General features: G+C 68.4%; 22 protein-coding genes. 1 reads left to right on the forward strand and 21 read right to left on the reverse strand.

The features are described from left to right. Positions 1 to 59: 59 nt before the first annotated feature. The 11 genes from KY497_RS13575 to KY497_RS13625 all read right to left on the reverse strand — a co-directional run bounded on the left by KY497_RS13575 (position 60) and on the right by KY497_RS13625 (position 12230). The gene (locus tag KY497_RS13575) at positions 60 to 686 is read right to left on the reverse strand and encodes a superoxide dismutase (RefSeq protein WP_017830287.1); all 627 of its coding nucleotides are present in this window, start codon (positions 684 to 686) and stop codon (positions 60 to 62) included. Between the two features lie 188 nt (positions 687 to 874). Beyond that, positions 875 to 1852: a DNA-binding protein WhiA gene (gene whiA / locus KY497_RS13580; RefSeq protein WP_219869261.1), complete on the reverse strand. Its 978-nt coding sequence runs from the start codon at positions 1850 to 1852 to the stop codon at positions 875 to 877. 67 nt (positions 1853 to 1919) lie between these two features. Further along, a complete protein-coding gene (rapZ, locus tag KY497_RS13585; protein WP_017830284.1) occupies positions 1920 to 2792 on the reverse strand; it encodes an RNase adapter RapZ in 873 nt (290 codons plus the stop codon). Positions 2793 to 2826: 34 nt separating this feature from the next. Then, entirely contained in the window at positions 2827 to 4731 is a 1905-nt protein-coding gene (gene uvrC, locus KY497_RS13590) for an excinuclease ABC subunit UvrC (protein WP_055867479.1), read from the reverse strand. Beyond that, positions 4731 to 7619: an excinuclease ABC subunit UvrA gene (gene uvrA / locus KY497_RS13595; RefSeq protein ID WP_219869262.1), complete on the reverse strand. Its 2889-nt coding sequence runs from the start codon at positions 7617 to 7619 to the stop codon at positions 4731 to 4733. Before uvrA ends, uvrC begins: the two co-directional genes overlap by 1 nt. 57 nt (positions 7620 to 7676) lie before the next feature. Further along, positions 7677 to 8222 carry a hypothetical protein gene (locus KY497_RS13600; protein ID WP_219869263.1) on the reverse strand — a complete coding sequence of 182 codons (546 nt, stop codon included), beginning with the start codon at positions 8220 to 8222 and terminating at the stop codon, positions 7677 to 7679. Then, the gene (locus tag KY497_RS13605) at positions 8219 to 9532 is read right to left on the reverse strand and encodes a DUF58 domain-containing protein (protein WP_258185699.1); all 1314 of its coding nucleotides are present in this window, start codon (positions 9530 to 9532) and stop codon (positions 8219 to 8221) included. The genes KY497_RS13600 and KY497_RS13605 overlap by 4 nt, the downstream gene beginning before the upstream one ends. Next, the gene (locus tag KY497_RS13610) at positions 9529 to 10500 is read right to left on the reverse strand and encodes a MoxR family ATPase (RefSeq protein ID WP_219869264.1); all 972 of its coding nucleotides are present in this window, start codon (positions 10498 to 10500) and stop codon (positions 9529 to 9531) included. The genes KY497_RS13605 and KY497_RS13610 overlap by 4 nt, the downstream gene beginning before the upstream one ends. Continuing rightward, positions 10497 to 10970 carry a hypothetical protein gene (locus KY497_RS13615; RefSeq protein ID WP_258185700.1) on the reverse strand — a complete coding sequence of 158 codons (474 nt, stop codon included), beginning with the start codon at positions 10968 to 10970 and terminating at the stop codon, positions 10497 to 10499. Before KY497_RS13615 ends, KY497_RS13610 begins: the two co-directional genes overlap by 4 nt. Next, on the reverse strand, positions 10967 to 11725 hold the full coding sequence (locus KY497_RS13620; RefSeq protein ID WP_219869266.1) for a DUF4129 domain-containing protein: 759 nt from the start codon (positions 11723 to 11725) through the stop codon (positions 10967 to 10969). Before KY497_RS13620 ends, KY497_RS13615 begins: the two co-directional genes overlap by 4 nt. A gap of 61 nt (positions 11726 to 11786) precedes the next feature. After that, positions 11787 to 12230: a MarR family winged helix-turn-helix transcriptional regulator gene (locus KY497_RS13625; protein ID WP_219869267.1), complete on the reverse strand. Its 444-nt coding sequence runs from the start codon at positions 12228 to 12230 to the stop codon at positions 11787 to 11789. Positions 12231 to 12275: 45 nt separating this feature from the next. On the opposite strand from KY497_RS13625, the gene KY497_RS13630 reads away from it, so the two are divergent. Then, positions 12276 to 12518: a hypothetical protein gene (locus KY497_RS13630; RefSeq protein WP_141386165.1), complete on the forward strand. Its 243-nt coding sequence runs from the start codon at positions 12276 to 12278 to the stop codon at positions 12516 to 12518. A gap of 2 nt (positions 12519 to 12520) precedes the next feature. Here the strand turns inward: KY497_RS13630 and KY497_RS13635 are convergent, their stop codons facing one another. The 10 genes from KY497_RS13635 to KY497_RS13680 form a co-directional block, all read right to left on the reverse strand. After that, positions 12521 to 12871 (reverse strand): TfoX/Sxy family protein, encoded by a 351-nt coding sequence (locus KY497_RS13635; RefSeq protein ID WP_229778856.1) that lies wholly within the window; start codon positions 12869 to 12871, stop codon positions 12521 to 12523. A gap of 14 nt (positions 12872 to 12885) precedes the next feature. Beyond that, a complete protein-coding gene (uvrB, locus tag KY497_RS13640; RefSeq protein ID WP_127482217.1) occupies positions 12886 to 14958 on the reverse strand; it encodes an excinuclease ABC subunit UvrB in 2073 nt (690 codons plus the stop codon). A gap of 58 nt (positions 14959 to 15016) precedes the next feature. Beyond that, positions 15017 to 16234 (reverse strand): MFS transporter, encoded by a 1218-nt coding sequence (locus tag KY497_RS13645; protein ID WP_219869268.1) that lies wholly within the window; start codon positions 16232 to 16234, stop codon positions 15017 to 15019. Further along, positions 16231 to 16830, reverse strand: a complete 600-nt coding sequence (gene coaE / locus KY497_RS13650) for a dephospho-CoA kinase (protein ID WP_141386167.1) — start codon at positions 16828 to 16830, stop codon at positions 16231 to 16233. Before coaE ends, KY497_RS13645 begins: the two co-directional genes overlap by 4 nt. Positions 16831 to 16862: 32 nt before the next feature. Continuing rightward, entirely contained in the window at positions 16863 to 17354 is a 492-nt protein-coding gene (locus KY497_RS13655) for a CoA-binding protein (RefSeq protein ID WP_219870350.1), read from the reverse strand. An 86-nt stretch (positions 17355 to 17440) separates the two neighbouring features. Then, positions 17441 to 18745 carry an O-acetylhomoserine aminocarboxypropyltransferase/cysteine synthase family protein gene (locus tag KY497_RS13660; protein WP_055872354.1) on the reverse strand — a complete coding sequence of 435 codons (1305 nt, stop codon included), beginning with the start codon at positions 18743 to 18745 and terminating at the stop codon, positions 17441 to 17443. Continuing rightward, positions 18742 to 20751: an acetate--CoA ligase gene (acs, locus tag KY497_RS13665; RefSeq protein ID WP_219869269.1), complete on the reverse strand. Its 2010-nt coding sequence runs from the start codon at positions 20749 to 20751 to the stop codon at positions 18742 to 18744. The genes KY497_RS13660 and acs overlap by 4 nt, the downstream gene beginning before the upstream one ends. Continuing rightward, a complete protein-coding gene (locus tag KY497_RS13670) occupies positions 20742 to 21602 on the reverse strand; it encodes an ABC transporter permease (protein ID WP_218682001.1) in 861 nt (286 codons plus the stop codon). Before KY497_RS13670 ends, acs begins: the two co-directional genes overlap by 10 nt. Further along, positions 21599 to 22639, reverse strand: coding sequence for an aliphatic sulfonate ABC transporter substrate-binding protein (locus KY497_RS13675; protein ID WP_219869270.1), 1041 nt, complete (start codon positions 22637 to 22639; stop codon positions 21599 to 21601). Before KY497_RS13675 ends, KY497_RS13670 begins: the two co-directional genes overlap by 4 nt. Beyond that, positions 22636 to 23484 carry an ABC transporter ATP-binding protein gene (locus KY497_RS13680; protein ID WP_055872350.1) on the reverse strand — a complete coding sequence of 283 codons (849 nt, stop codon included), beginning with the start codon at positions 23482 to 23484 and terminating at the stop codon, positions 22636 to 22638. The genes KY497_RS13675 and KY497_RS13680 overlap by 4 nt, the downstream gene beginning before the upstream one ends. Positions 23485 to 23490: the final 6 nt, after the last annotated feature.

A 23490-nucleotide genomic window follows, 5' to 3' on the forward strand; every position in this document is an offset into this window, starting at 1 on the left:
GGGGTTTTTTGGCTAAGAGGGCGTCCCGACGAGCCGTGGCCCGTCGGGACGCGACCCGATTACGACAGTACCAGCAGGCCGTTCGTCTGCTTACGGGCGACCTCGAGACGCTGGGCGACGTTCTCCCAGTTCGCGATGTTCCACGCGGCCTTGACGTAGTCGGCCTTGACGTTGAGGTAGTCGAGGTAGAAGGCGTGCTCCCACATGTCGAGCTGGAACAGCGGGATCGTGCCCTGCGCGGTGTTCGACTGCTGGTCGAACAGCTGCTGGATGATCAGGCGCGAGCCGATCGAGTCCCAGCTGAGCACCGCCCAGCCGGAGCCCTGGATGCCGGTCGCTGCAGCCGTGAAGTGGGCCTGGAACTTCTCGAACGAGCCGAAGTACTCATCGATCGCCGCCTTCAGCTCACCCTCGGGCTGGCCTCCGCCGTTCGGCGAGAGGTTCGTCCAGAAGATCGAGTGGTTGACGTGACCGCCGAGGTTGAAGGCGAGGTCCTTCTCGAGCTTGTTGACGTTCGCGAGGTTGCCGCTCTCGCGGGCCTCGGCGAGCTGGTCGAGCGCCGTGTTCGCGCCGGCGACGTAGGCCGCGTGGTGCTTGTCATGGTGCAGTTCCATGATCTTGCCGCTGATGTGCGGCTCGAGAGCTGCGAAGTCGTAGGGAAGGTCGGGGAGCGTGTAGGTCGCCATATCGCTTTCATCCAATCCGCGCCGCGCCGCGGCGCTTGCCGATCCTCCGCGCCGCCGATGTGCGGCGTAGAGCGGACGTGATCCATCCTACTGACGACAACACGGCTGCGTCCCCGATCCTTCCGCCGTATGACGAAGACCCGCCGCCCTCATGTCGGGCGGCGGGTCTTCGTCGAAGGGTGCGGGGGTCAGACGTCGAGTCCGACGGGAACCGCGGCTTCCGTTCCGGGGATGCCCTCCTGCTGGGCGCGCTTGTCGGCCATCGCGAGCAGGCGGCGGATGCGGCCGGCGACGGCGTCCTTCGTCAGGGGCGGGTCGGCGTGGTGGCCGAGCTCGTCGAGGCTGGCATCGCGGTGCGCGAGACGCAGCTCGCCGGCCACCTTCAGATGATCGGGCACCTCGTCGGCCAGAATCTCCAGCGCACGCTCGACGCGCGCGCACGCGGCGACGGCAGCCTGCGCGGAACGGCGCAGGTTCGCGTCGTCGAAGTTCACCAGACGGTTGACGCCGGCCCTCACCTCACGGCGCTGACGGAGCTCTTCCCACGCGATCGCGGTCTTCTGGGCGCCCATCTCGTTGAGGATGGTGCGGATGGCCTCCCCCTCGCGCACGACCACGCGCGGCATGCCCCGCACCTCGCGCGCCTTGGCGGCGACGCCGAGTCGGTGAGCGGCGCCGACGAGCGCCATCGCCGCCTCCGAGGACGGGCAGACGACTTCCAGCATCGCCGAGCGTCCGGGCTCGCTCAGAATGCCCGCGGCGAGGAACGCACCGCGCCAGAGACCCGCGACCTCGGCGCGCGAGCCGGTGGTGAGCCGGTTGGGCAGCCCCCGCACAGGACGCCGACGCTGGTCGAGCAAGCCGGTCTGACGGGCGAGGGTCTCCCCCTGCGCGATCACACGCACCGCCCAGCGGGCGCCGTCGTTCGCTGTGCTCGACTGCACCTGGGCGATCTCGGGTCGCACACCGTAGATCTCGGCGAGGTCACGCGCGACGCGGCGCGCGAGAGTCTCGGCATCCACCTCGGCCTCCACGGCCACACGACCGGCGATCGAATGCAGACCGCCGGCGAACCGGAGGATGGCGGTCACTTCCGCGACTCGCACCGTCGGGGGTGCATTGCGGATGCTGACCAGCTCGGCCTTGACGTCGGTGGTTAGTGCCACGACACTCCTTCACGTTCACGCGCCGGATCGCGACGCAAACCTCCAGCTTACTCGGCCGGGCGGCCCACTACTCTCGGCCGAGGTCCCGGTGACGGACGTTCACGGCGACGCCGGGGATCGCGGCCAGACGGCGGCCCAACTCCTCCGACATCGCCACGGAGCGGTGCTTTCCCCCCGTGCAGCCGATCGCGATCGTCGAGTGGCTCTTGTTCTCGCGCTGATATCCCTCGAGCACCGGCGCCAAAGCCGCGGAGTACGCATCCAGGAATTCCATCGCGCCGTCGCGGGAGAGCACGTAGTCCCGGACCTCCTCGTCCTGGCCCGTCAAGCCTCGAAGCTCCTCGTTCCAGAACGGGTTCGGCAGGAACCGCATGTCGGCGACGATGTCGACATCGGTCGGCAGCCCGTACTTGAACCCGAAGCTCAGCAGGGTGACGCGATGGCGCGCCTGGCCCTCCTCCGAGAAGATGTCGGAGACCTGGGTCGCGAGCTGGTGGATGTTGAGGGTCGAGGTGTCGATGACGAGGTCGGCCGCTTCGCGAATCGGCGCGAGCCGGGCACGCTCGATGCGGATGCCGTCCAGCAGGGTGCCTTCGCCCTGCAGCGGATGCGGTCTGCGCACGGACTCGAATCGACGCACCAGCACGTCGTCGGACGCGTCGAGGAAGAGCACCCGCACGGAACCCCGCGAACGCAGCGCACGCGCCACCCCGGGGAAGTCATCGAAGAGATTGCGGCCGCGCACATCGACCACGGCCGCGACCTTCGGAAGGGCGGTGCCGCCCATGTCGGTCAGATCCAGCAGCGGACGCAGGATCTGCGGGGGCAGGTTGTCGACCACGTACCAGCCGAGATCCTCGAGTGCGTTCGCCACCGTCGTCCGACCCGCGCCGGACATTCCCGTGACGATGAGGAACTCGCCCTTTTCCCCGTCAGCCATTGCTCAGTGCTCCCTCTCCCCCTCGGCCTCCAGCCTAGCGAGTGGACAGGTGCGTGTGGATGTTCTGAGCGAGCACGGGACCGATTCCCTGGACTTCTTCGATCTGCCCCGGCTCGGCCGCACGCAGAGCGGTGACCGAGCCGAAGTGCTTGAGCAGCACCTTGATGCGCGCGGCGCCGAGCCCCGGCACCTCGGCGAGCACCGAACCGATGTCGTTTCGCCGCTTCTTGCGCTGATGTGTGATCGCGAACCGGTGCGCCTCGTCGCGCAGACGCTGCAGCAGGTAGAGCGCCTCACTCGTGCGGGGCAGGATCACGGGGAAGTCGTCTCCGGGGAGCCAGACCTCTTCGAGTCGCTTGGCGATGCCGCAGACCGCGATCTCGGTGTGTCCGGCATCGCGCAGCGCTCGCGCCGCAGCTTCGACCTGCGGTTGGCCGCCGTCGACCAGGAGCAGCTGAGGCGGGTAGGCGAAACGGGGCTTGCGGCGCACCGTCGCCTCGCCGACGTCTTCCGCGACGACCTCGTCGGTCGTCGGGTCGATCGTCTCCGACTCGTCAGGACGATCGAGGTAGGCGAGCCGACGACGGAGCACCTGGTACATCGAGTCCGTGTCGTCCGTGGTCTCGGCGATGTTGAACGATCGGTACTGATCTTTGCGGGGCAGCCCGTCTTCGAAGACCACCATCGACGCCACGACATTCGTGCCGCCCAGGTGCGAGATGTCGAAGCACTCGATGCGCAGGGGCGCCTCGTCCATGCCGAGCGCCTCCTGCAGGTCTGTGAGTGCCTGGGTGCGCGCGACATAGTCGGTGGTGCGACGGGTCTTGTGCCGGATGAGCGCCTGCTGCGCGTTCAGAGTCGCGGTGCGCATGAGGTCGGCACGCTGACCGCGCTGTGCGACCGCGATCTCGACCTTCTTGCCCCGACGCTCGCGCAGCCACTCCTCGAGCTCCGCGGCGTCGTCGGGCAGGGTGGGGACCAGGATGCGCCGCGGAACGTCCTGTGCCTCGCCGTAGGCCTGCTGCAGCACCTGCTCGACGAGCTCGCCGCTGGAGATGTCGATCTCCTTCTCGATCGTCAGCGCGCGCACACCGCGCACTCTGCCACCGCGGATCACGAAGTGCTGCACCGCAGCGGCCAGCTCGTCCTCGGCGATGCCGAACAGGTCGGCATCCTCGTCACTGGGGAGCACGAGTGCGCTCTTGCCGAGTACCGCCTCGATCGCGGAGAGCTTGTCGCGATACTTCGCCGCCGCTTCGTAGTCCATCGCTGCGGAGGCCGCCAGCATCCGCTTGGTGAGTTCACGGGTGAAGCGCTCGTCGCCACCGGCCATGAACGCGACGAAGTCGTCGACCATGGCGCGGTGCTCCTCGATGCTCACCGTCATCGAGCACGGACCACCGCACTTGCCGATCTGTCCGGGGAAGCACGGCCTGCCCGTCTGCATGGCGCGCCGGTAGCTGGAGTCGCTGCACGTACGGATCGGGAACGCCTTGACCATCAGATCGATGGTCTCGTGCACCGCCCACACCTTCGGGAACGGGCCGAAGTACCGCGCCCCCGGGATCTTCCGGTTGCGGGTCACGATCACGCGGGGCGCTTCGTCCGCGAGCGTCACCGCCATGAACGGGTACGACTTGTCGTCTTTGTAGCGCACGTTGAAGGGCGGATCGAACTCCTTGATCCACATGTACTCGAGCTGCAGCGAATCGACGTCGGTCGGCACGACGGTCCACTCGACGGAGGCCGCGGTGGTCACCATGCGCCGCGTGCGCTCGTGCAGCGTGCGCAGCGGCGCGAAGTAGTTCGAGAGGCGCTGACGAAGGTTCTTCGCCTTGCCGACGTAGAGCACCCGACCGGCGGCGTCGCGGAAGCGGTACACGCCGGGGTCGGTGGGGATCTCCCCCGGCCTCGGCTTGTACGACAGGACGTCGGCCATCAGCTGGCCTTCCGCGCGGAGCGCCCCTCACCCAGGATCTCGGAGAGGAACAGACCGGTGTGACTCTCCTCGATGCGCGCGATCTGCTCCGGTGTGCCCGTGGCGATGATCTGTCCGCCGCCGGAACCGCCCTCGGGTCCGAGGTCGATCACCCAGTCGGCCGACTTGATCACATCGAGGTTGTGCTCGATGACGATGACCGTGTTGCCCTTGTCGACCAGACCGCCCAGCACCTCGAGGAGCTTGCGGACGTCTTCGAAGTGCAGACCCGTCGTCGGCTCGTCGAGCACGTAGATGCTGCGCCCGTTGCTGCGGCGCTGAAGCTCGGTCGCCAGCTTGACGCGCTGCGCCTCACCGCCCGAGAGCGTCGTCGCCGACTGGCCGAGCCGCACGTAGCCGAGCCCGACGTCGACGAGCGTCTTCATGTAGCGGTGGATCGCCTGGATGGGCTCGAAGAAGTCGGCTGCCTCCTCGATCGGCATCTCGAGCACCTCGGCGATGTTCTTGCCCTTGTAGTGCACGGCGAGCGTGTCGCGGTTGTAGCGCTTGCCGTGGCAGACCTCGCAGTCGACGTACACGTCGGGCAGGAAGTTCATCTCGATCTTGATGGTGCCGTCGCCGGAGCATGCCTCGCAGCGGCCGCCCTTGACGTTGAAGCTGAACCGGCCGGGCTGGTAGCCACGGACCTTCGCCTCCGGCGTCTCGCTGAACAGTGTGCGGATGCGGTCGAACACACCCGTGTAGGTGGCCGGGTTCGACCTCGGCGTACGGCCGATCGGCGCCTGGTCGACATGCACGACCTTGTCGAGGTTGTCGAGTCCGGTCACCCGTGTGTGCTTGCCGGGAACGGTGCGCGCACCGTTGAGCCGCGATGCCAGCACCTGGTAGAGGATGTCGTTGACGAGCGAGGACTTGCCGGAGCCGCTGACCCCGGTGACCGCGGTGAGCACGCCGAGCGGGAAGTCGGCCGTGACGTTGCGCAGGTTGTTCGCACGAGCGCCCACGACGCTCAGCATCCGCTTCTTGTCGATCTTGCGCCGCTTCGCCGGCATGGGGATCTCGCGGCGACCGGAGAGGTACTCCCCCGTCATCGACGCACGGTCCTCGAGCAGGGCCGAATAGGGCCCGGAATGCACGACCTCGCCGCCGTTGACGCCGGCGCCGGGGCCGATGTCGACGACCCAGTCCGCCGCTTCGATGGTCTCTTCGTCGTGCTCGACCACGATCAGCGTGTTGCCGAGGTCGCGCAGCGCGAGCAGCGTCTCGATCAGACGGCGGTTGTCACGCTGATGCAGACCGATCGACGGTTCATCGAGCACGTAGAGCACCCCGGTCAGGCCGGAGCCGATCTGCGTCGCCAGGCGGATGCGCTGGGCCTCTCCGCCCGAGAGCGAGCCCGCCGAGCGACTGAGGTTGAGGTAGGACAGACCGACCTGCAGCAGGAAGTCGAGACGGAGACGGATCTCGCGAAGCACCTGCGCGGCGATCTTCGCCTCACGGTCGGTGAGCGTGAGGGTCTCCATGAAGGCGCGCGCGTCGGCCAGGCTGAGATGCGAGACCTCGGCGATCGAGTGACCGTGCACCTGCACGGCGAGGACCTCCGGCTTGAGACGGTTGCCGTCGCACACCGGGCACGGCACCTCGCGGAGGTACTCGCCCCAGCGATTGCGCTGGTTGTCGGACTCGGCCTGCAGGTACTGCCGCTCGATGTACGGCACCACGCCCTCGAACCCGGATGTGTACCGCATCTCTCGGCCGTAGCGGTTCTTCCACTTGACGGAGACCTTGTAGTTCTCGCCGCGCAGCACCGCGTTCTGCACATCGGAGTGGAGTTTGCGCCAGGGGGTGTCCAGCGAGAAATCGAGGTCGTTCGAGAGCCCCTCCAGCAGGCGTTCGTAGTACTGGAACAGTCCCTTGCCCTGAGTGGTCCACGGGATGATGACACCTTCGCGGATCGAGAGGTCTTCATCGCCGAGCATCAGGTCGACGTCGACAGACATGCGCGTGCCGAGTCCGGAGCAGGCGGGGCAGGCGCCGAAAGGCGCGTTGAACGAGAACGTGCGCGGTTCGATCTCGGTGAGCGTGAGCGCGTGCCCGTTCGGGCACGCCAGCTTCTCGGAGAAGGTCTGCCAGGCGTCGTCGCCTTCGCCGTCGACGTAGTTGATCTGCACCACGCCGCCGGCGAGGCCCAGAGCGGTCTCGACCGAGTCGGTGACGCGTCCGAGGATGTCGTCGGAGGCGACGAGACGGTCGACGACCACCGCGATGTCGTGCTTGTAGCTCTTCTTCAGCGTGGGCGGCTCGGCCAGCTGGATGAGCTCGCCGTCGACGATCGCGCGGGAGTATCCCTTCGCGCCGAGTTCACGGAAGAGGTCGACGAACTCGCCCTTCTTCTGCGACACGATCGGCGCGACGACCTGGTAGCGGGTGCGCTCGGGAAGCTCCATGAGCTGATCGGCGATCTGCTGCACGGTCTGACGCTGGATCCGCTCACCGCATTCGGGGCAGTGCGGGATGCCGATTCGCGCCCAGAGCAGACGCATGTAGTCGTAGATCTCGGTGATCGTGCCGACGGTCGACCGCGGGTTGCGGTTCGTCGACTTCTGATCGATCGAGACGGCGGGGCTCAGTCCCTCGATGAAATCGACGTCCGGTCGATCGACCTGACCGAGGAACTGGCGCGCGTACGCGCTCAGCGATTCGACGTAGCGACGCTGCCCCTCGGCGAAGATCGTGTCGAACGCCAGGCTGGACTTCCCCGATCCGGACAAGCCGGTGAACACGACGAGCGAGTCGCGCGGGATATCGATGTCGACGTTCTTGAGGTTGTGGACGCGGGCACCGCGGACACTGAGTTTTCCGGAGGGGGCAACGGGGACGATGGGCACCGAACAAGTCTACGAGGGGCCACGGACATTGGCTCCGCGAGGACGCTGACCCACACCTCAGTCCTGTACCTGAGGCACCTTCCGCGGAGCATCCGACCTCCGCACGGCTCGCACCGCGAGCAGCACCCCGAGCACGAGCGCCACGGCGGCGAGCGGGGCGAGCGCCGCGATCCCATGGTCGAGGTTCGAGGGCGCGAGCACCCACACGCCGAAGACGACAGGTTGCGCCAGCAGCTGCACGACGAGGAAGCGCGCAAGGCTCGGCCACAGCACGGCGAGGGCGACGCGCGAGGAGATCGGGATCTCGAGACTCACCGATGCGAGGACGTGGATCGCGGGAACGAGCAGCACGGCGAGGGCTGTGCGTCCCGGATCCGATTCGGTGAGGAGGACGCCCAGAACGAGGCAGGCGGCCCCGAACCACGCCGCCAGTGATCGCGGGAGCGCCACCGCGACGAGAGCGGCGACGACCGCCACCCCCTGCCACAGGGGGAAGGGAACGAGCACGACAGCGCCGCCCCACACGATCGCGAGGATCAGGAGGCGGACGGTGATCCCGGGAACAGCGGCCCGCACCCGGAACGAACGGAGACCGCGCGTCATCGCCGCACCGTCCGCATCCGTCGCTGGCGAAGGGCAGCGAGCCGCATCGCGACGTCGATGTCGGGATCCGTCCATGCGACGACCTCGACCCCGGCATGTCGGAGCTCGACGAGGATGTCGGAGCGTTCAGCGAGCAGCGTGCGCAGTGCGATGCGCTGCTCACGAGTGAGCCGACTCCGGTCGGGAATCGGGAGCACATCGACCGCGACCACGACATGACCCGCCGCCCGCCACCGGGTGGCCAGCTGAGCGGCGACGCCGTCGAAGAACGTCGAGAGCACGAAGACGATGGATCCCGACGGCACGACCGGCGACCGCCGGTACCGGGACACCTCCGCGCTCTGTCCGGTCGCCGCGATCATGTCCCGCACGCGTGCGAGGTGGCGCGGGCCGCCACCCGAGGGAAGACTGCGGCCGCCGGGCGACAACGCGTGGTACGCGACCCGATCACCGACACCGACCGCCGCTGTGGCGATGGAGAGGGCAGCCTCACGCGCGAGATCCAGCGAGGTGACTCCTGACCGGTCGGCGTCGTCCGCTCCCCAGGAGGCGACCACGGTCCCCAGATCCTCCGCGGTGTCCACGGCGATCACCACCGAGGAATCGCTGAGGGTCGTGCTGCGTCGAACGAGGAGTTCGCCAGGTCGACGGGCCGCGCGAGCCGTCGCCCGCCAGTCGACGCGGCGCAGCTCGTCGCCGGGGACGAACGGATGGATGTCGCGGAAGTCACCGCCCTGACCGGGGCGGACACCTTCGTGGGCGCCGTGCAGACCCGTCAGCCGGGGAGCGACCGGAAGCAGCCCGATCCGGACCTGCCTGGGCGGGGTGTTCCATTCCAGCACGACGCGGGGGCCGGCTTCCGAGACCCATGCGCCGTCGAGCGCGACGCCGCGCACGGTCACTCCGAGGAGCTCCACAGGACCGGAGTGCTGCAGGCGGTTGCGGGTGAGGAGGATGGAGTGCCCCGGTCGCGCATCGGCGAGCCCGGACCGCCGCGCCTCCTGATCGATCGCCACCTGGACCCAGTCGCTGTCGAGGATCGCATCGACTTCCGCCAGTACCTCCGACGAGTCTCCCGAACCCTCGACGTGCGCACGCAGTTCGATCGACATCGTGGAATCCCGAGGCCGACGCATCAGCATCCATGCTGTCCCGAGGGCGAGCGGAAGTCCGATGCCGACGACATCGGGCCGCGAGAACACGAGCCCCACGGCAGCCAGGAGCGCCGAGCCGGCAACGCCGATCGCGATCACGGGCGTCCGGCTCCAGCGCGCAGAGGAGCGCGCCGTGACGCGGACCGGCTCGGTCACCGCACCGCGGCCACGGTCGGCGGCACGGGCGTGCTCTCGACCACCGCGGCCACGACAGTCCGGGGGTCGATTCCCTGTGCCCACGCCTGAGGCGTGAGCGTGAGGCGGTGCGCGAGCACCGCCTCCGCGATGCGTTTGATGTCGTCTGGACGGACGAAGTCTCGTCCGTCCAGCGCCGCGAGTGCGCGACCGAGCAGCACGAGAGACTGCGATCCGCGCGGCGAGGCTCCGACGGCGACATGCGTCGCCTCCCGCGTGGACTTCGTCAGCTCCACGCAGTACCTGGCGACATCGGCGTCGACATGGATCCTCTCGACGGCTGCTTGGATAGCAAGGAGACCTGCCGCGTCGACGACGGAATCGACGGACGCATCGGGACTCTGTCGGCGGACGCGGTCGAGGATGATGCGCGTCTCGTCCTCCGGTGCGGGGTAGCCGACGGCGAGGCGCACCATGAAGCGGTCGAGTTGCGCCTCGGGAAGCGCGTACGTCCCCTCGTACTCGATGGGGTTCGACGTCGCGATCACGTGGAACGGCAGTGGGAGCGGGAAGCTGTTCCCCTCGACGGTGACCTGATGCTCCGCCATGGCCTCCAGCATCGCCGACTGGGTCTTGGGTGTCGTGCGGTTCACCTCGTCGGCGAGGAGCAGCCCGGTGAAGATCGGCCCGGGCCGGAACACGAAGTCGCCGGTGGCCGGCGCGTAGACGTACGAGCCGGTGACATCCCCGGGGAGTATGTCCGGAGTGCACTGCAGGCGACGGAAGTCGGGGCCGAGCGCCGACGCCAGACTCCGTGCGGCGAGCGTCTTCCCCAACCCCGGAACATCCTCGAAGAGCACATGGCCACCCGCGAGGATCGCAGCGAGGGCGATCGTGAGGGGCTCGTCCATCCCGACGACGGCGCCGCGGACGCTGTTGAGCACTCGACGCCCGGTCTCGGCGATCTGGGTGGTCTCCTGGCTGCTCATCCGGTCTCCTCCGTGTCGTTCGGGATTCGTTCGATCGCGTCGAGCACGATCTCGATGTCGGTGCGCTGCACTTCGCGACGGTGCAGGGCGTCGCGCACCCCCTCACCGAGGAGGGCGTCGATGCGAGCGTGCTGCGTGGGGTCGTCGAGGTCGAGTCCACGCAGGGCGAGGCGTCTTCTCAGCACGCCCTGCACCCGGCGCACGACGACGTGGCCGGCCACACCCGTACGCGTGTTGATCGCCCAGGCCATGCGCGACACCTCGGAGCCGCGCGAGTCGCGGCCGGGCTTCTCGGGAGGCCACGCAGGTCCGACCTCGATGAACTCCTGGCGGCAGGCGACGACCACTGCGACGACGAGGATCATCCACGCGAGCACGAACGGCACGGGGAAGCCCAGCTGCGCGAGCAGCAGGAGCACGGCCAGGGCGAGAACGCCGCCGATCCCCAGGATCAGCACCCGTCGCTTCATCGCCACCCCTCCTGGATGCCTCGGAGGCACTGGGAGGCGCGGGCTCGATCGCTCTCGTCGGCGTCATGACCACCGAAGCGGACCTGCTCGTAGAGGGCAAGCAGGGTGACCACGTCGGCGGCGATTCCGGCGCGCCGACCGATGATGCGCACAGTGAACTCCGACGGGGTCTCATTGCGTCCTCGCCCGGCACCGGCGTCCGCCGCCGACTCCTCCAGGCCCACCCACGCTGCCACGATGCTGTCGCCGGGCACGGGGCGGTCGTCGATCGTCCGCAGGGCTTCCGCGATTCCTCGTCGGATCGTCGCCTCGTCCGGCTCGACATCCGTCACGGGCGCGGCCACGACCTGGATGGCGACCTGCGCCGCCTCTCGGCGCGCGAGCGGGCGGTCACGCCACAGCCCCACGAGGTAGCGGATCAGGAGCCGCATACCGAGATAGGCCATCGCGAGCACAGCGGCGACGACGACCGCGGCGAGGATGGTGCCGATGATCGCGAGCAGCGGCGAATCCTCCGGAGGCTCCAACGGCGGGGGTGCGGTCTCCGTCGGCGCGGTCAGCAGGACATCCTCGCCAGTGCGCCCCTCGGTGTCGTCCAGCCCCCCGCCGAACTGCGGAATCCCCTGCGTGGCCGCCGCGAACATGATCGTCGCGAAGAAACCTGTTATCGCGAGCAGCGGGAGCAGAAGCCTCGTTCGATGCCGTTCTTCACCGGCACGCTGCCCCTCCGGAACCGAGGGCTCGGAGCGCGACATGCCTCCACCCCTAGGGGGCTGCTCCCCCGCCACGGGCCCGACCGCGCCGTGAGACGACTCGTCAGTCGAGGTCAGGGCGCCGACCGGCGAAAGGGCCGAGACCGTCCCGAAGGGCCGCGATCTCGTCGACGCCCATGCCCACCGCCGCCATGACCTGGTGCGGAACGTCGATCGCCCGATCACGGAGGGCCGACCCCGCTGCGGTGAGTGTGATCTCCAGACGTCGCTCATCCTCGCTGCTGCGCTGACGTGCGACCAGCCCCTCGGCTTCGAGCCGTTTCACCAGCGGCGATGCGGTCGCCGGCTCCATGGCGAGGTCGACTGCCAGATCGTTGAGCGTGCGCGGGGCGCTCTCCCACAGCGCCAGCATGACGAGGTACTGCGGATGCGTGAGGCCCAGCGGCTCGAGGATCGGGCGATACAGGGCGACGACGTTGCGCGCCGCTGTCACCAGGGCGAAGCAGAGCTGGTTCTCGAGCCGGAGCAGGTCGTCGGATGCCGTCACAAGGGAGACTATACATCTGCACTAATAGTTAGTACACTAACGAACATGGCAAAGGATTCCGATCGCCCACCCCTCCGCACTCGCATCCGCGACGCAGGAGGGTTGTACGCCTGGGTGAACACGAACCTCATCCGGTTCGCGGGTCCCGCATCCGTCGGTCCGTACGAGAAGACCCCGCCGCCCAGCGCTGCCGAACGCGCAGAGCGCGCCTGCCCGCTCTGCGGCGCTCCGATGACGAAGCACGAGATCGACCGCACCGGGCCCAAGACCCTGGTGCACTGCCCATAGCGTCAGTCCTGCTCCGGCGTCTCGACCGCCGAGCCCGTCGACTCGCGGGCGACATCGAGCCAGAATATGAGCTCCGTGTCGTCTTCGATGGCACCGGGCACCACGTCGATCCACCCCGAACCCATCGTGCGCGAACCCATCACCGCACGTGCGGCTCCGGGGTGCGTGAGCAGCGCCGCGCCGTTCTCGTCGTCGACGCGCACCAGGAGGACTCCACCGGGACGCGCTCCGACGAGGATGTGGCCGTCATCGAGGAACGCCCTGGTGCCGAACATGCGCCGCTCTTCGATCCAGGTGTCGGCCCCCAACAAGGCACGCACCCGGTCGGCCAGCTCGTTCCCCGCAGCGTCCATCGACCAGCCCCCGTCTACGCGTGTCCAGCGCGCTCCATGGCGCGGAGCTCCTTCTTGAGATCCTGCACCTCGTCACGCAGACGCCCGGCGAGTTCGAACTTCAGCTCGGCGGCCGCGGCGAGCATCTGGTCGGACAGGTCCTGGATCGTCGCCTCGAGCTGCTGCGCACCCTCGGCTGCGATACCCGTGCGCCGCAGGTTGGGCGTCGGCGATTTGCCCTTGCCCGTCGCGCGGCCTCGACCCGACAGCATCTCCGCCGTGTCTGCACCCTCACGGGCGAGCACCTCGGTGATGTCGGCGATGCGCTTGCGGAGCGGCTGCGGGTCGATGCCGTGCTCCTTGTTGTACGCGACCTGCTTCTCGCGTCGCCGGTCGGTCTCCTCGATGGCCTTCGTCATCGAGTCGGTCATCTTGTCGGCGTACATGTGCACCTCGCCGGACACGTTTCGAGCGGCACGACCGATGGTCTGGATGAGGGAGGTGCCCGAACGCAGGAAGCCCTCCTTGTCGGCGTCGAGGATCGCGACAAGGGACACCTCTGGCAGGTCGAGACCCTCACGCAGGAGGTTGATGCCCACGAGGACGTCGTACACCCCGGCGCGCAGCTCGCTGAGCAGCTCGACGCGACGCAGCGTGTCGACATCGGAATGCAGGTAGCGTACCCGCACCCCGTGCTCGCCGAGGAAGTCGGTGAGCTCTTCTGCCATCTTCTTCGTGAGAGTCGTGACGAGCACGCGCTCGTCACGCTCGACTCGCAGGCGGATCTCCTCAAGCAGATCGTCGATCTGCCCCTTCGACGGCTTCACCACGATCTCCGGATCGACAAGGCCCGTCGGGCGGATGATCTGCTCCACGATGCCGTCGGCGATCCCCATCTCGTACTTCCCGGGGGTAGCCGAGAGGTAGACCGTCTGCCCGATGCGGTTCTTGAACTCGTCCCATCGCAGCGGCCGGTTGTCCATCGCGCTCGGCAGGCGGAAGCCGTGGTCGACGAGCGTGCGCTTGCGAGAAGCATCGCCCTCGTACATGGCGCCGATCTGCGGCACGGTCACGTGCGACTCGTCGATCACCAGCAGGAAGTCATCCGGGAAGAAGTCGAGCAGGGTGTGCGGCGGCTCGCCGGGCGCACGTCCATCCATATGCCGCGAATAGTTCTCGATGCCGGAGCAGAAGCCCAGCTGCTGAAGCATCTCGAGGTCGAAGGTGGTGCGCATACGCAGACGCTGCGCCTCGAGGAGCTTGCCCTGCCGCTCGAACTCGGCCAGACGCTCTTCCAGCTCCGCCTCGATCGTGCCGATCGAACGCTGGATGACGTCGGTGCCGGCCACGTAGTGCGAAGCCGGGAAGATCGGTACGGCGTCGAGCTTCTCGATCACCTCTCCGGTCAGCGGGTGGAGCGAGTACAGCGCCTCGATCTCGTCGCCGAACAGCTCGATGCGGATGGCGTGCTCTTCGTAGACGGGGATGATCTCGATGGTGTCGCCGCGCACACGGAAGTTGCCGCGCGAGAAGTCGACGTCGTTGCGGTTGTACTGCATCGCGATGAACTGCCGGATGAGCGCGTCACGGTCGTAGCGCTCCCCCACCTGCAGCGCGACCATGGCACGCAGGTACTCCTCCGGCGCCCCGAGCCCGTAGATGCACGACACTGTCGAGACGACGATGACGTCGCGGCGGCTCAGCAGGGAGTTCGTCGTGGAGTGGCGCAGTCGCTCGACCTCGGAGTTGATCGACGAGTCCTTCTCGATGAAGGTGTCGGTCTGGGGCACGTAGGCCTCGGGCTGGTAGTAGTCGTAGTACGACACGAAGTACTCGACCGCGTTGTTCGGCATGAGTTCGCGGAACTCGTTCGCGAGCTGAGCGGCCAGCGTCTTGTTGTGCGCGAGCACGAGCGTCGGGCGCTGGACCTGCTCGACCAGCCAGGCCGTCGTCGCGGATTTTCCGGTACCGGTCGCGCCGAGCAGGACGACGTCGGTCTCGCCCGCGTTGATGCGTGCCGCCAGGTCGGCGATGGCCTTGGGCTGGTCGCCTGCAGGCTCGTACTCGCTGATGACCTCGAAGGGTCGGACACTGCGCGTGGGTTGCATACCTCCAGCGTATGCCGCCCCTCCGACATCGAGGCCGCCGCCCGATGACGAGATGTGCTCAGGCAGATGACTGGCCGCTCGACGCACGACGCAGTGCCGAGAAGGCCGCGAGAGCGGCGGCCGCGCACATCCCGACGATGACGGCGACGAACCACCCCCAGCTCGCGGCCCCGAACACGAGACCGAGCATCCAGCCGAACAGACTCGATCCCGCGTAGTAGGCGAAGTAGTAGAGGGACGAAGCCTGCGCCCTGCTGGCAGGACCGGCGGCGACAGGTGTCCACCCGGAGGCGATGGCATGGGCTCCGAAGAATCCTGCGGTGAAGAGCACGAGCCCCGGCAGCGCGATCGCCACCATCGGCACCAGCAGCAGAACCGCACCCGCGGCCATCACACCGATCGAGGAAAGGAGTACGGGGAAGCGTCCGATCCGCGAGGCGAGCGCGCCGGCCCACGGAGAGGAGGCGGTGCCTGCCAGATAGGCCAGGAAGAGCAGCGGCACCAACCAGGCCGGCAGGGCGAACGGCTCGGCCGAGAGATGGAAGCCGAGGTAGTTGTACACCGCGACGAAGGCCCCCATGAGCAGGAAGCCCTGTGCATACAGCGCCCATTGCAGCGACGAGCGCAACGGCGCGCGGAGCTTCTCCAGGATGCCGGGATCGCGGTCCACCCGCAGGCGTCCGGGGACGAACCCTCTGGCGCGGGGCGTGAGCCAGAGGAACAGTGCAGCAGCCAGCGCGCACATCAGCGCGACGGAGAGGATTCCGGCACGCCATCCGCCCACTTCCCCGACGATCCCCGACGCGATGCGGCCGAGGAGTCCGCCTACTGTGGTTCCGGCGATGTAGCTCCCTGCGGCTGCGGCGGCGTGGCGTGCCTCGACCTCCTCGCTGAGGTAGGCCAGGGCCACAGCCGGCACGGCGCCCAGTGCCACTCCCTCCGCGAATCGGAGGGACAGCAGCGTGATGATCTCGCCGCTCAACGGCGCGGAGAGCCCCAGCACCGTCGCCGTGAGAACGCCCGTGGCCATCGCCGGCACCCGACCGATGCGATCGGCCACGACCGACCAGGGGATGACGGCCAGTGCCAGACCGAGGGTGGCCGCCGACACGCTCAGGGCCGCCGTGGCCGGGCTGACGGAGAGGTCGGACGAGATCTGCGGCAGGACGGCCTGGGCGGAGTACAGCTGCGCGAACGTCGCGATGCCTGCGAAGAAGAGGCCGACGATCAGACGCCGATACTCGCGCGAACCCGGCGCGTGACCGGAGAAGGTCACTGTTCGCTGATCCGCTCCCAGAGGGCGTCCGTCTGCTCGAGCGTGCGCTCCAGGGTGTCGGAGGTATCGATCACGACGTCGGCGATCGCGAGGCGGCGGTCATCGGAGACCTGGGCGTCGATCCGGTCCTGCGCCGCGTTCTCATCCATCCCGCGCAGGTCGACGAGCCGCTGCCGACGCACCTCTGCAGGCGCATGCGCGACCACGATGAGATCCCACGGGTCGTCCACTCGCGCCTCGACGAGAAGGGGCACGTCGTAGATGACGACGGCTTCCGCGTCGTCGGCGAGGGCGGCATCGAAACGTCGCTGCGATTCCTCGCGCACCGCAGGATGCACGATCGCGTTCAGCCGCGTGAGGAGGTCGGCATCGCCGAACACCTTCGCCCCCAGCGCGGCTCTGTCGAGGGAGCCGTCCGGTGCGATGACGGCAGTGCCGAAGGCCTCCGCGATCCGCTCGAGAACCGGTGAGCCTGGCGACTGCACGTCCCGAACGATCTGATCTGCATCGACGATCACGGCACCGTGCTCTGCCAGGCGCCGGGCGATGGTCGACTTCCCGGAGGCGATGCCGCCGGTGAGGGCGATGAGGGGCATGCCGCCAGTCTAGGCGTCGTCGAGATCGTGTCTCATCGGGCGAGCAGCTGACGGCGCGAGCTGATCACGCCGGTGTCGAAGCCAGCCAGATGCAGTCCGCCGTGGAATCGCGCGTGCTCGATCTTGATGCAGCGGTCCATGACCACCGAGAGACCGGCACCCTCGGCGATCGCTGCCGCGTCCTCGTTCCACGATCCGAGCTGCAGCCACAGCGTCTGCGCCCCCACCTCGATGGTTTCCTGGGCGACGCCGGGAAGGTCGTCATGACGACGGAACACGTCGACGATGTCGGGCACCACTGGCAGGTCGCGCAAGGTCGCGTAGACGGGCTGTCCGAGGATCTCGGTCTCGCGCGGGTTCACCAGGTACACGTCGTAGGCCGTGCTGGAGAGCAGATACGTCGCCACGAAGTACGACGCGCGTGCGGGGTTGTTGGACGCTCCGACGATCGCGATCGACTTCGCGCGTCGCAGCAGTCCGAAGCGCTCCTGCTGGGTCGGCCCGATCCAGGTCCGCCCCGGCATCGTCGGCACCGCACCGGGGAGGGTGCAGGCCGCAGCATCATCCGTCACGGAGGGCAGCGCGCACGCATCGCCCGAGGTGGTCGCGCTCATCGGTTCGCTCCTGTCGCCGCGGTGAGGGCCTGATCGAGGTCCCAGACGATGTCCTCGGCATCTTCCAGTCCGACCGAGATGCGGATCAGGTCCGGACGCACACCCGCGGCGACGAGCTGCTCCTCGGTGAGCTGGCGGTGCGTCGTCGAGGCCGGGTGGATCACCAGGGTGCGGGCATCGCCGATGTTCGCGAGGTGCGAGGCGAGCTGCAGGTTCTCGATCAGGCTCTCCCCCGCCGCTCGACCCTCCGGCGACGCGACGCCGAAAGCGAAGACGGAACCGGGTCCGAGCGGCAGGTACTTGGCCGCGCGGTCATGATGCGGATGCCCTTCGAGCCCTGCCCAGGTCACGTACGCCACGCGCGGGTCGGAGGCGAGCCAATCGGCGACGATGCGAGCGTTCGCGAGGTGCGCGTCGATGCGCTGCGGAAGGGTCTCGATCCCCTGGAGCAGATTGAACGCCGACTGCGGACTGAGCGCGGGACCGATGTCACGCAGCTGTTCGGAGCGGAGCTTGGTGAGGAACCCGTACTCGCCGAAGTTGTCCCACCATTTGATGCCGCCGTACGAGTCGACGGGTTCGGTCATCTGCGGGAACTTGCCGTTGCCCCAGTCGAACGTGCCCTTCTCGATGACGACGCCGCCGAGCGTGGTGCCGTGCCCGCCGAGGAACTTCGTCACGGAATGGATGACGATGTCGGCGCCGTGTTCGAGAGGACGTGCGAGGTAGGGGGTCGCCAGCGTCGCATCGACCACGAGCGGCACACCCGCCGCGTGGGCGACGGCGGCGAGCCCCTCGATGTCGGCGATCTCACCCGACGGATTGCCGATCATCTCGACGTAGACGACCTTCGTCTCCGGGCGGATCGCGGCGGCGAAATCGGCCGGGTCCGTCGAGGCGACGAACGTGGTCTCCACGCCGAAGCGGCGCAGCGTGACGTCCAGCTGAGTGATCGTTCCGCCGTACAGCTGCGCAGCGGCGACGACGTGATCGCCCGCGCCGACCAGAGCGGCGAACGTGATGAATTCCGCGCTCATGCCCGAGGCCGTGGCGACGGCGCCGATGCCGCCTTCGAGCGACGCGAGGCGCTCCTCCAGAGCGGCGACCGTGGGGTTCCCGATCCGGGAGTAGATGTTGCCGTACTTCTGCAGGGCGAAGAGGTTGCCGGCGTCCGCCGCGTCGTCGAAGACGAACGACGTCGTCTGGTAGATCGGCACAGCCCTCGCCCCGGTCGAGGCGTCGGGGGTTCCACCGGCGTGAAGTGCTCTGGTGCGAAATCCGAAGCGATGTTCTTCCGTCATGATGTCCTCAGTTCAGCGGCGGCGAGCACATCGGCGATCTCATCGACGGCCCAGGGGTTCTGCAGCGACGTCGTGTCTCCCAGCGGCTGGGCTTCGCGACCGGCCCGTCGATCCTGCTCGGCTTCCCACAACTGCGCCAGGAGTCGTCGCATGATCTTGCCCGACCGGGTCTTGGGCAGATCGGGGACGACCACGATGTGCTGGGGCTTTGCAACGGGACCGATCGACTGCGCGACCTGAGCGCGCAGGTCGGCCGGATTCACGTCGGCACGACCGGAAGGCGTCACGAAAGCCACGACGGCCTGACCGGTGACGGGGTCGGAGACCCCGGAGGAGCCCGCCTCGCCGACCGTGTCGTGTGCGACGAGGGCCGACTCGATCTCGATCGTGGACAGTCGGTGCCCCGAGACGTTGACGACGTCGTCAAGGCGACCGAGGATCCAGATGTGCCCGTCGGCGTCCCTGGTCGCGCCATCACCGGCGACGTAGAAGCCGCCGAAGCGTCCGTGACCGGAGAATGCCGACCAGTACGCGTCGCGATAGCGCACCGGGTCGCCCCAGACGGTGCGGGCCATCCCGGGCCACGGGCGGCGGACGACGAGTGTCCCCGAGCGCCCCGGGCCCACCTCGATCCCGTCGGCGTCGACCACCGCGGCGTCGATCCCCGGCAGCGGCACCGAGGCCGAACCGGGCTTGAGCCGCGTGACGCCCGGCAGCGGGGCGATCATCGCGGCGCCGGTCTCCGACTGCCACCACGTATCGATCACCGGCAGCTCGTCACGGCCGAAGTTCTGCCGGAACCAGATCCAGGCCTCGGGGTTGATGGCCTCGCCGACCGTTCCGAGCAGTCGAAGGGTCGACAGGTCGTGGCCGCCCGGCAGCTCGGCGCCGAACCACGTCATGAAGGTGCGGATCAGCGTGGGTGCCGTGTAATACACGGTGACCCCGTACCGTTCGATGATCTCGAGATGGCGCTCCCGATGCGGCGAATCCGGCGTCCCCTCGTAGATGACCTGGGTGAGCCCGTTCGAGAGCGGGCCGTAGATCTCGTAGGTGTGCGCGGTGACCCAGGCGAGGTCCGCCGTGCACCAGTGCACGTCGTCCGGCTTCGCGTCGAAGTGCGCCCAGTGCGCCCAGCTCGCCTGCGTGAGATACCCTCCCGAGGTGTGCACGAGCCCCTTCGGCTTCCCGGTGGTGCCGGAGGTGTAGATGATGAAGAGGGGATGCTCGGCGTCGAACGCCTGGGCCTCGTGGGTAGACGGCGCGGTGTCGACCACGTCGTGCCACCAGAGATCGCGCCCGTCGGTCCACGGCACGTCCTGACCGGTGCGCCGAAGCACGAGCACGTGCTCGAGGTCGGGAAGACCGGCCGCCGCGACGTCGGCCGTGGTCTTGACCACGGTGGCGACGCCGCGACGATACTGCCCGTCGCTCGTCACCAGCAGCTTCGCGCCGGTGTCTTCGAGGCGGAAGCGTACGGCCTCGGCCGAGAATCCGCCGAACACCAGCGAATGCACGGCACCGATCCGGGCGCAGGCGAGCGTGACGACGATCGTCTCCACGAGAACGGGGAGGTAGATCACGACGCGGTCGCCCGACTGGATGCCGAGCGCGACGAGGGCGTTGGCGGCGCGGGAGACCCGCTGCTGCAGGTCGGAATAGGTCACCGCGACGCGGTCGCCCTGCTCGCCCTCGAAGTGCAGGGCCACCCTGTCTCCGTGGCCGGCATCGACGTGTCGATCGACGCAGTTCGCGGCCACGTTGAGCCTGCCGCCGACGAACCAGCGTGCCGCAGGAACCGCGTCGCCGATCGGCGGCTCCCACTCATGGGCGGTATGCCACGGCTCCGACCAGTCGAGGCGGCGGGCAGCATCCTCCCAGAACGCGACGGGATCTGCTGCCGCGCGCGCATAGGCCTCCCCCGTGACGTTCGCATGCGGGAACTCGTTCGAGGGCTCGTAGACGCGTGTCTCGTGCAGCCGGGCCTCCGTCACGCTCACACCCATCGTCGGAGCAGGTACTTCTCCACCAGCACGAGGATGCCGTTGGTGAGGGTGCCCAGCAGTGCCAGCAGAACGATCGAGAGCAGGATGCGGTCGACCCGGCCGCTGTTCTGGGAATCGGTCAGCAGGAAGCCGAGGCCCATGGACGACGCGATGAGCTCGGCGGCGACGAGGAACAGCCACGCCTGGGCGAGCGCGAGGCGAAGGCCGGAGATGACGGAGGGCACGACGGCGGGCAGTTGCACGATGCGGAACAGCGACCATCCGCGCAGGCTGAACGATCGTCCGGCCTCGACGAGCTGCGGATCGACGTGACGCAGCGCCGAGGCGACCGTGGTGTAGACGGGGAAGAACGCCCCGATCACGATGAGCGTGACCTTGGACTCCTCGCCGATCTGCATCCAGAGGATCAGCAGCGGCACCCAGGCGAGCGAGGGCACCGCACGGACGGCGGCGAGCGTCGGGCTGAGCAGCACGTCTCCCAGCCGCGACAGCCCCACCACGCCGGCCACGGCGAGCCCGATCACGGATCCGATCGCGAATCCGAGCAGCACGCGCTGCACGGAGATGGCGATGTGCGTCCAGAGCTGCCCGCTCTGCGCCAGCTCGACACCGGCCTGGAAGACAGAGGCGGGTGTGGGAAGACGGTACGACGGAATCGCTCCGTTCGTCGTCACGACCTGCCAGACGATCACGATGATCGCCGGCAGTACGAGCCCGGCGATGATCCGCGCCGCGGGTCGATCCCACGTGCGCCGAACGACGGGATCAGGGCGCCGGAGCTCTCCCCTGGCGAAGTCGAGGGCGTCTTGCGAGTCCGCAGGGACGATCACCCGCTGGTCGAGATCGCTCACTCGCCGTCGACCGCCTTCTTGGCGAACGTGTCGTTCACGAGAGACGACAGTGCCTTGTCGACGGATTCCTTGCCGCCCTGCACGTCGCCGGACTCCACGAGCACGGGAGCGATCTTCTCGAGCACGGCGACCTGGTCGTCTCCGGGGATCCCGCTCACGTCGAGATTCGAGCGCTCCTCGATCACGGTGGTGGCGACCCCGATGTCGATGCCGGCGACCTCGGCGAGAAGCGCCGCGGTCTTGTCGGGGTTCTCGAGCGCCCACTCACGGGCCTGCTCGTACGCGTCGACGACGGCCTGCGCCAGGTCGGGGTGGTTCGTGATGAACTCCTCGGTCGCATTGAGGAAGCCGTACGTGTTGAAGTCGACGTTGCGGTAGATGAGCTTGTCGCCGGACTCCGCCTCGGCCGCGGCCATGATCGGATCGAGACCCGACCACGCGTCGACCGAACCACCGTCGAGAGCGGCACGGCCGTCGGCGTGCTGAAGGTTCTGCACCTCGACGTCGGACAGAGACAGACCGCCCTCTTCGAGCGCCTGCAGCAGGAAGAAGTAGGGGTCGGTGCCCTTGGTGGCTGCGACGGAGGCGCCCTTGAGGTCTTCGATCGAGGTGATGTCGCTGTCGGGTCCGACGACGATCGCCGCCCACTCCGGCTGCGAGAAGATGTCGATGACCTGGATCGGCGAGCCGTTCGCCCGGGCCAGGAGCGCAGCCGATCCCGCCGTCGATCCGACATCGACCGACCCGGAGCGCAGCAGCTCGTTGGCCTTGTTCGAGCCGGCGGACTGCACCCACTCGACGGTGACGTCGTCGCCGAGGATGTCTTCGAGGATGCCCTGGTCGCGGATCACGAGGCTCAGCGGGTTGTAGGTGGCGAAGTCGATCGAGAGCGTGTCGGATGACCATTCGGTTGCGCCGGACGTGGGCTTCGTGTCGGTGGCTGCGGCGTTCTCTCCGGCGACGCAGCCGGTGGCGACGAGCATCATCGCCCCGGCGATCGCGATCGCGGGGATGATTCTGCGGGTGGTGATGCTCATCGGTTCTCCTCGGCGGTGCGGTGGTGGGTGTCGACGCCGAGGCCTTCGAGAAGCTCGGCGCGCAGGTCGGCGAGGCCGCGATCGGCGCGGTCTCGGGGGCGGAGGCCCGGCACGGTGATCGTGCGGGCGATGGAGGACTCGTCGGTGCCGGTTCCGTCCAGCGTGCGCAGCAGCAGCACACGGTCGGCGAGGTAGAGGGCCTCTTCCACGTCGTGGGTGACGAGGAGAACCGTGGTCGGCTCCGCGGCATGGATCTTCAGCAGCAAGTCGTGCATGCGCAGGCGGGTGAGTGCGTCGAGCGCTCCGAACGGCTCGTCGAGCAGGAGGACGCCGGGGTTGCGGGCGAGGGCTCTCGCGAGGGATGCGCGCTGCGCCATGCCGCCGGACACCTCGCGCGGGCGCTGGTCGGCGGCATGGTCGAGGCCGACCAGGTGCAGCAGCTCGCGCACGCGTTCACGACCGGCACGACGGGCGGTACCGCGTGGCAGGCCGAGCTCGACGTTCTGGGCGATCGTGCGCCACGGGAGCAGTCGGGGCTCCTGGAATGCGACGGCCGTGCGTTCGTCGACGTCGGCGACGAGCGTGTCATCGAGGCGGATGCTGCCCCGTGTCGGTGCGTCCAGGCCGCCGACGAGGCGAAGCAGGGTCGACTTTCCGCACCCGGAGGGTCCGACCACGGCGACGATCTCGCCCGCGGAGATGTCGAGATCTACAGTGCGCAGCACGTCGCGGCGTCCGCTCGCCAGCGGAAACGATCGTTCGATTCCGTCGAGCCGGACCGCCTGCGCGGTCCCCCACGCCGTCGGCACGGCTGTGGTGCGCGGCGCGGGCAGCAAGGCGGTCATGTGCCC

The organism is Microbacterium sp. PAMC22086, assembly GCF_019443525.1.
Lineage (GTDB): Bacteria > Actinomycetota > Actinomycetes > Actinomycetales > Microbacteriaceae > Microbacterium > Microbacterium maritypicum.